At 35.6% G+C, this 8,045-nt stretch carries 9 protein-coding genes and 1 pseudogene; 6 read left to right on the top strand and 4 right to left on the bottom strand.

Annotated features, from left to right (window positions below; translation table 11 throughout):
- The first annotated feature begins 276 nt into the window (after positions 1 to 276).
- Complete coding sequence (locus tag HMPREF3119_RS05725) at positions 277 to 678, top strand: hypothetical protein (RefSeq protein ID WP_070578874.1); 402 nt, start codon at positions 277 to 279, stop codon at positions 676 to 678.
- A 106-nt stretch (positions 679 to 784) separates the two neighbouring features.
- On the opposite strand, the gene HMPREF3119_RS05720 is transcribed toward HMPREF3119_RS05725, so the two are convergent.
- Complete coding sequence (locus HMPREF3119_RS05720; protein ID WP_070578871.1) at positions 785 to 2,410, bottom strand: putative phage abortive infection protein; 1,626 nt, start codon at positions 2,408 to 2,410, stop codon at positions 785 to 787.
- Between the two features lie 197 nt (positions 2,411 to 2,607).
- Between HMPREF3119_RS05720 and HMPREF3119_RS05715 the strand changes: the two genes are divergently transcribed.
- Entirely contained in the window at positions 2,608 to 3,174 is a 567-nt protein-coding gene (locus tag HMPREF3119_RS05715) for a recombinase family protein (RefSeq protein WP_070578877.1), read from the top strand.
- A 27-nt stretch (positions 3,175 to 3,201) separates the two neighbouring features.
- Positions 3,202 to 3,909: a hypothetical protein gene (locus tag HMPREF3119_RS05710; protein ID WP_070578868.1), complete on the top strand. Its 708-nt coding sequence runs from the start codon at positions 3,202 to 3,204 to the stop codon at positions 3,907 to 3,909.
- A gap of 28 nt (positions 3,910 to 3,937) precedes the next feature.
- Here the strand turns inward: HMPREF3119_RS05710 and HMPREF3119_RS05705 are convergent, their stop codons facing one another.
- Positions 3,938 to 4,564: a TIR domain-containing protein gene (locus HMPREF3119_RS05705; protein WP_070578865.1), complete on the bottom strand. Its 627-nt coding sequence runs from the start codon at positions 4,562 to 4,564 to the stop codon at positions 3,938 to 3,940.
- 168 nt (positions 4,565 to 4,732) lie between these two features.
- On the opposite strand from HMPREF3119_RS05705, the gene HMPREF3119_RS05700 reads away from it, so the two are divergent.
- From HMPREF3119_RS05700 to HMPREF3119_RS05695, 3 genes and pseudogenes are all read left to right on the top strand, one after another.
- Complete coding sequence (locus HMPREF3119_RS05700; RefSeq protein WP_070578863.1) at positions 4,733 to 5,500, top strand: DUF1883 domain-containing protein; 768 nt, start codon at positions 4,733 to 4,735, stop codon at positions 5,498 to 5,500.
- A 148-nt stretch (positions 5,501 to 5,648) separates the two neighbouring features.
- Positions 5,649 to 5,894, top strand: a pseudogene (locus HMPREF3119_RS20005) (type II toxin-antitoxin system RelE/ParE family toxin); the annotation flags it as partial.
- A 226-nt stretch (positions 5,895 to 6,120) separates the two neighbouring features.
- Complete coding sequence (locus HMPREF3119_RS05695) at positions 6,121 to 6,354, top strand: LexA family protein (RefSeq protein WP_210388496.1); 234 nt, start codon at positions 6,121 to 6,123, stop codon at positions 6,352 to 6,354.
- Positions 6,355 to 6,427: 73 nt separating this feature from the next.
- Here HMPREF3119_RS05695 and HMPREF3119_RS05690 read toward each other — a convergent pair whose 3' ends face one another.
- Positions 6,428 to 7,468 carry an ATP-binding protein gene (locus tag HMPREF3119_RS05690; RefSeq protein WP_070578860.1) on the bottom strand — a complete coding sequence of 347 codons (1,041 nt, stop codon included), beginning with the start codon at positions 7,466 to 7,468 and terminating at the stop codon, positions 6,428 to 6,430.
- Position 7,469: 1 nt separating this feature from the next.
- Positions 7,470 to 8,045 (bottom strand): response regulator transcription factor (locus tag HMPREF3119_RS05685; protein ID WP_070578857.1); only part of this gene is annotated, 576 nt, incomplete at its 5' end.

Raw genomic sequence — 8,045 nt, 5'->3', positions numbered from 1 at the left:
CATTTCGCCCTCAGCCGGAACCGACCCCATCTTTGGCATTCTTGCTTCTATATATAAGTACAGCGGCGTTTTACTGATGACGGTATTCATCGCTTGCGCCGGAATGACCTTTTTCGTCCTCAATTCGTAACCCTTTCCTTGTATACACCTTGAAAAAGACCTTTTACTCCTGAATGATAGGGGCTAAATAACTGAACGTTCGCGTGCCGTGGGGGGATGCGATCTCATTGTTCAGACCGCCTCTGCGGTAAGGGGCATACATTTCGAGGGCACACGATGAAACTCAATGTTCTTGCGCTGGTGGGCGTGCTGGGTCTGATGGCCGGTAGCGCAATGGCAGCACCACAATTCGACCCAAATTCTGTTTATGCAGACAAGGGTGAGCGTTCGGTAGCACAACCGAACGAACCTGCACGGCTTGGTGAAAAAGGGAAAGTAACCGTGCTGCGACTGAACAGCTACGCGCATCTGGGAGAGTTCACCGTACCGGACGGTATTCAGAAAGCCAGCATTGAACGTTTCAACAACAAGGTATATGTGTTGTCCGAAAAGCCAGACAAGCGCCTGGCTGGATTGTGGATCGGCCGTGATGCTAATGGAAAGGAAGGGCTATGCGGTTACATTAATAACAGCATGCGCATTCAGAAATGTTACTTTATTCTGTATAGAGAAAAATAGCTTTTTTATAGGTGGTCTGAGATAGATTCCTTAATTTTTACCCTAATTGATATAACAATTAGTTATTTCCATGGAAGCTAGAGGTTACCTCTCTAGCTAATCTATGCTATATTTTCTTTGTAAATTTAATGCCCTTAAAATAGCGTAACGCATTGGCTATTTTTGATTTAATATTCCTTTTTGAATGAACTGTTTTTGAATCCAGATCGCTGGAATCTACAATATAGAAAAACTCCCCACTTGTAAATTTATCTACAAAATCCGAACCTAAATTAATATATCCATATCCAGACTTATATTTAACCACATAGGAACCAAGGAAAAAAATCGATTTATTTTTTTTCGTCTTGCCCTCAGATTTGAAGTTATTTTTGTTCGATAAAATTTCAGATATAATTATTTTGTTTTTCTTAGCTACTTTTGCGCTCATTTTCGTTCCGTTGTAGAATGCGATAATAAGAGCGTTGGTTTTAATTGAGTAGGTGGCGCTAGCCATAGCCTTATAGATAGCGAGAAGTTCAACAGTTAAATAACAAGTCAAAATTAAACTAAGTGGTTCAGAATCCGTTTCTCTGATTCTTCTGAAATCGATGTGCTTGAAATCTGGGCTTATGGTTGATGCGTTATATTCTTCTATGGCATTTTCAAAATCCATTGCTAGATGTTCAAAAAAATCACATTTAATTAATAGATTATAGTATTTGTAGTAATCATTGGTAAGCTGTGATTCTATTGATTTCTCATCAAGAGAAAAATCAAACCATCTATATGAGCCATTGATTTTATCAGGGTGATTTCTATAGAAAAACATAGCGTTTATTGCAATTAGAATTAGTATGTCGTTTGGAATTATCGACCGTATTATATTGGTGTACTGCTTCATTTCCTTTATGTTGCTGGTATTATGATTTACAATCTTTAATATGTTATAAACAATTCGCATGTATGGACTTAAGATGTTTTTGGAGACTACATTGCTCGTTTTTATTGTTTTTATAATTTCATCACCGAACATTTTAAAATTTCTTTCTAATTTACCAACTAAAGATTCTATTACTGATGCAGGAATGCTGTATATTTCATGAAAAGTATCATATTTGCTTATTGTATAAACGGAACCACATTTTGAAATAAAAAATTCGTGATTTGATATCTGGGTTAGATTTTTATCTTTAATTATTTGTTCGCTTGGGAAAAACCAAGTTTTTTCTCCATCCGTCCATTCGTTAAGTTTAATTAAAAGTTCATCGTCTTTTAGCGCGAAGGTGTAGCCTGATGTCGTAATTCTTTTTGCTTCCCCCCTTATAATTGATAGCGCCTCAAAACCTTTTAAGGATAGTAAATAATCGGGTCTGTACAATTTATTATCAGAGTCTAATAGTTTGCTGAGGTAATTATGATGCTCTTGTAAAAGAATGGTGAATTGCTTCTCAAAACTATCCTTTTGTTCTTTTGCTAAATTATACGCTCTGTTTTCTTTGTTTGAGCTAATCACTTCTTTTACTGAGCGATAGGTCAGAAAGCAAATGATGCCAGTGACAACAACACCTAAGCCAGTAAAAACAGCACCTAAGCCAGTAAAAACAACATCGATAAAATCTAAACTTGCCTCCCAATAAGAATTTGAATACCACGGTTCTGTGAAATAAATCAGCAGAAGAAAAATGATTAAAAGAACTATGGAACATTGACAGATTCTATATTTCATATTATGCACTTGGTCTGTTGTCATCTTCAATGATTCGGATATTAAACCAAAAGCAATTAAAAGGAAATTTGCGGTTATTCATCAAATATGCACATACACCCACGTCCGATATATTATAAATTATCAGACAACATAAAACGGTAAGCATGGACTGTCTATTAAATCGTATTTTTGCCATAATAGACACAAGGCGTCTGATATTCGATTTAGGGTACATTTTTATGCGACTTTTTGGTTACGCACGGGTATCAACCAGTCAGCAGTCCCTAGATATTCAAGTTGGGGCACTTAAGAACGCAGGGGTAAAAGCCAATCGTATTTTTACCGACAAGGCATCTGGCAGTTCTGCTGACAGGGTGGGACTGGAGCTGCTGCGTATGAAAGTAGAGGAAGGCGACGTCATTCAGGTGAAGAAGCTAGATCGTCTTGGCCGTGACACTGCCGATATGATTCAACTAATAAAAGAATTCGATGCCTTGGGTGTGGCAGTCCGATTCATTGATGATGGGATCAGTACCGATGGTGAAATGGGGAAGATGATCGTCACCATTCTATCAGCAGTGGCACAAGCAGAACGTACTCGCATCCTTGAACGAACAAATGAAGGAAGACTGGAGGCCAAGTCTAAAGGAATTAAATTTGGCAGAAAACGGAAGATAGACAGAAATAAAATAAAAGTTATGCATGATAAAGGAATTGGAGCAACTGAAATAGCTAAGCATATGGGTATTGCGCGTTCAACCGTATATAAAATTATCAATTCAGAACGCTCACTAATCAATAATTGATTATCTTAAAACTGGCAAGGTGGAATTGTGAGAACCTTTGTTATAATTTGGACAATAGCTTTCATTGCGGTAATTGCTGTAATGTGTACAGTGGATCTTTCATCATATGTACCTTCAATTTACACCGTATTTAATAAAAACAAACCATTAGTAACTGGTATTATATATATACTATTAATGTCTATTTTTATATGGCTAATTGTAGCATTGTATCTTTTAAAAAAATACTCATTTAAAGTAGAGAAACTAAGTTTAGGTGGTGTTAATGTTCTGTTCAATGAAAGTGGTACATTATATCGCAAAAGTATAAAAAATCACTTGGATTCAAAAAGAGCTATCTTTAAGTTGAAGAAAAATGTGGACGCATTCGATGAAGTCATCTCATCATATTATCAGACATATCAATTTATTAGAGATGAAATGAAAATATTGAACCCCAAAAAAGATAATGAATTATATAATATTAGCAATGATATGCTAATGGTGTTGAATAAGTTTTTAACTAAAAATCAAAATAATTATAAAAGATGGTATAAATATATATCAGATAAGGATGAAGTTATTGACATTATAACTAATACACCATTAAAAGTTCATCTAACGCCTATAAATAAAATACAAAAACAATACTATAACTATAGTAAAATATGTAACGATTTTAAAGTAGTAAATGATTTTTTCTCATCACGGGTTCAACAAACATTTAACGTGAACACCACCAAATGGGATTGGTAACAAGTAAAGGGGAGTATTATACTCCCCTTTACTGTTTCTGCTTGCCATTACGCATTCTCATTGGGGTAGAAAAAACGTATTCGCACTTATCTTTATCTTGAAATGTTAACTCAATCATTTTTCTAAGGTTTTCTGGATTGTTGTGTATCTGATCCCAGTTAACTATTGATATATATGACTTTTCACTCATCAAGTTATCTATAATCCTTTCAGGCATGTATGGATATCTTTCTTTATATGTTGTTCTGTCATTGATTGTTATCCACTCCGTTATATTAGGGTGAAATTCATTTTTTTCATTTTCACCATGACTGGCCCTAATGTAGTTTGTTCCTGTTGAAGGAAGATTTATAACAAAAACACCTGATTTGCCGTTTCTGGGGCTATCCCTCATGGATGAATATAATTCCCAATCAACATGCTTTCTGTTTTTAGTCTCAGTCCCAACAAGTAAAATAAGAACGGATGTATCACGTAAATATTCATCCCTTATTATTTCTCTGATCTTTTGAGGTTCTTCTTCATCATCAATGTCTCCAAGTGATACCGAGCGATTCACAAAAATATCAAAAACATCATTCATTTTTTCAAGTTCGTTTTTGTACCATTGGTCATTAGCATGGTGGTAACTGATGAAAACTTTGTGCTTAGTCACGCCTTTTCCTCATTTATTCTCTGGTTTACGGATTTTATATCTTCATCCATACCGAGTGAAAGTCTTATAATTTATTTTTTCACACTAGGAGATACTCTCAACCACCGGATACAGTATAATCAGGAAGTGGCTACATTCTTCCAATTCAAATGAAGAGAGCAGACTTACATGCAATTCATCCATAATGATCTAGGTCAAAGAAAAAGAGGGGAGATTGTTGAAATCACCCTCACCAGTGGTGCAAATGTTAGACTAATGGATAGTTCTAACTTCAGTAGTTATAAGAATGGCCGACGACATTCCTACATTGGTGGGTTAGCAAAGCGCTCCCCCATAAGGTTACAGATCCCTTCATCAGGCCATTGGCATATTGCTGTAGATATGCAGGGATTAAGGGGGAGTACTAGGGTTTCTGTTCGCGTTCTTCCAGGGGTTCTTCCTGAAATTCAGGATAGGCCGTTAAGCGAAGTTCCTAGTCTGGTAAGAGATAACAGACCACCGTCAACAGCACAGAGCGACGAGATACATGACGTATTTATTTCGCATGCCTCAGAGGATAAAGATGATTTTGTTCGCTCTCTGGCAAACTCATTAATCAGTCACGGCCTTAACGTATGGTATGACGAAATGACGTTAAGAATTGGTGACAGCCTGAGACAAAAAATAGACAAAGGTTTAGCAAACAGTCGTGTTGGGTTAGTAGTTTTGTCTCCGGCGTTTATAAGCAAAGGTTGGACAAATTATGAACTTGATGGAATCGTCACTCGTGCTATTTCTGGTGAGCAAATATTGCTTCCCATATGGCATAATATTACAAAACAAGAAGTTATCGATTTTAGCCCATCATTAGCAGACAAAGTTGCTCGTAGTACTGCAACTCATACAATCGATGAAATTGCTCATGAGATAGCCGAGCTATTGCATTCTCGTTGTTAATGTTTATCGAAATTTAAATAGCAAAACAAAAGGAACAATCAACGGTCATTTTTTATTTTTCATGAATATCAATAAATTACGTTCTTAACGTACGTTTCCGTTCCATTGGCCCTCAAACCCCACACGCTACCGGACAGAGTACACAAAACGGTTTGTAAAAGAGTTTAAAAAAATCGACACGGTACACCAAAGAATTATTCAGAAGTATATTGAGATAAATATCAACAATGCAATAAACCCACGTCTTACAGGGAAAATCCTTAAAGGGGATAAAGCCGAATTTATCCGCTACCGTATAGGGGATTACCGCCTTATAGCAGCGATAGAAGACGATAAATTGTTGGTAATAGCGTTGACGGTCGGCCACCGTAAGGATGTCTATAAGAAATTTTAATCAGCACTAATTCAATTTAATGGGGCGCCGTATGATGGCGCCCTTTTTTTCTTTTCGGGCATCGAACCCGCAAAGAAAAAATAAGTTACAGCACCGCTGTCGTCTGCGGTAAAGGGGATGGGCATTGCGGCTGATAATGCACTCCGGCACAGTAAAACACCAGTGGTTGCACCTGTAAAACAGGAATAACACTGTATTTATATACAGCTATTGTTTTGAGGTTGCTATGCCACAGGTTCCCCTTTTTGATTTTCCGGTGTCCTGTGGTTTTCCCAGCCTTGCGGAAGATTTCTCTGAACGGCGTATTTCACTGGATACCGAATTAGTCCGCTACCCTGAAAGTACCTATTTTCTCCGTGCGCAGGGGTATTCAATGAAAGATGCTGGGATTTTTGACGGGGATATTGTGATCGCTGAACTCGACGGGGAACCCCTTAATGTCTGGAGTTGTGAGGCGTAAAAACAGCCAAGAGGAAATTAAGCCTTGGCTAAAATTAGGAATAAGTAGAAGAGAATATTTCTATCTTAAAAAATTAATTTAGAAATGTTATGATGAATTCATTTCTATGGTAATCGAAACCAATTAAATGTTCACTGTCTTTATCTCTTTTCGCTAAAAGAGATATTTCTGCACTGCTGTATTTTAGTAATTGTTTTGTCCTTGGCATGCCTATCCCACTACCGTTCTTATCAAATTTTATTGCGGAAACTCCAGAGTAACCTTCATTGAAAATCAGGCTCTCTTCATCTTTATTTATTTTTAAACTAATCATGCTAAATTTGATTTTTATTTCACCCTGTTCTTTATAGACGGAGACGTCTATTTCGCTATGAGGTTTTGTATATTTAACCGCATTTTCTATTATATGATATATGGCAACTTGGAACGTGTCGTAATCCAGTCTTGCACTGATGTTTGTTTTGTGTATATTTACTTTTATAGATGCATCTGTAAAGTCTGGGAAAAACACATAAAAAGCATTCATTAAAACTTTGTGCATATTATGATTTATAAGTCTCAATTTGAAGTTGTTATTTAGCAGTGCATTGTAAATATTAATTTCATTCTTAAATTGCATGCTGTTTTTTGCTATTCGCATTAAGCTGGTTGTTGCTTTACCTACTTTTTCATAAACTTCATCATTCATTATTTCTAACCAATCTGATGTTGTGTTTTCATTTTTTTTATCAAATATGGATTGAGGTATCACGCTGTATACATACTGTAAGTTTTGCCCATTTATAGTTGTTAGGTTATGAATTAAACGACTTGCATGGGCATTTATTTCTTTTTTTGCTAAATCATAGGAGTCACTGATTCTTTGTATAGAGAAAATAATTAGATTGGCTTCTCTATCCATCAGTTTCTTGCTTTTAATTAAATCTTTTTCATCTGTTATCATGTCGATAAAAAAATGGTCTGTATCAATATTTTTTATTTTTATTTTACCATTTTCTATTTTTTTACTTTCATTTCTTATATTGTGTTTGTTTATAATTGACATTTGTTCTGTGGTTATGTCGTTATACATAATTACATTGCTTTCTTTATTTATTACTCTGTAGTTAAGCATATCAAGCCCATTGATTTTTCAATGAAAAACGTTCGATTATCTCTTCAAATAAATAAGGGTCTGCGTCTTTAGGTAAAAAGTCATCAACTAATTTTAATGTTTCGTGGAATCTATTACCTGTCTGCTCAGCAGAGTATACTATTATTTTTTTATCTGGATACCGTTCTTTTAATGCTTTTGCCAATCCCAAACCTTCTTCAGCAAATTTCATTTTAATCCCAACACCTTGTATATCTACAAATATAATATCGGAATCCCTTATTTCCTTCTGGTTCATGCTTGTTACATCTTTTATTGCTCTGGTGTTAGACCATCCTGATGATACCAATATATCAGTTACTAGGAATTTTTTATCGTCTATAAATAGTATATGAGTTCTTTTTTGTGCTTGTTCAATTGTGTCTTTTTCTTCTTTCAATTCCATTTTCTCACCATTAGTTGAGTCAGATCCATGTTGACCCATATTGTTATTTATGGTTATAATTTGCTTATTATCCGGCATGTTATTTCCAGCCCCCATATTATCATCTGAATTATGGAAAAATTTTTTATATACCCAACGTAATAAACCAGCCAT

It is taken from the genome of Morganella sp. HMSC11D09 (genome assembly GCF_001807955.1).
Classification (GTDB): domain Bacteria; phylum Pseudomonadota; class Gammaproteobacteria; order Enterobacterales; family Enterobacteriaceae; genus Morganella; species Morganella morganii.
The sequence above is the reverse complement of the archived record's forward strand: the minus strand, read 5'-3'. Positions and strand labels throughout refer to the sequence as shown.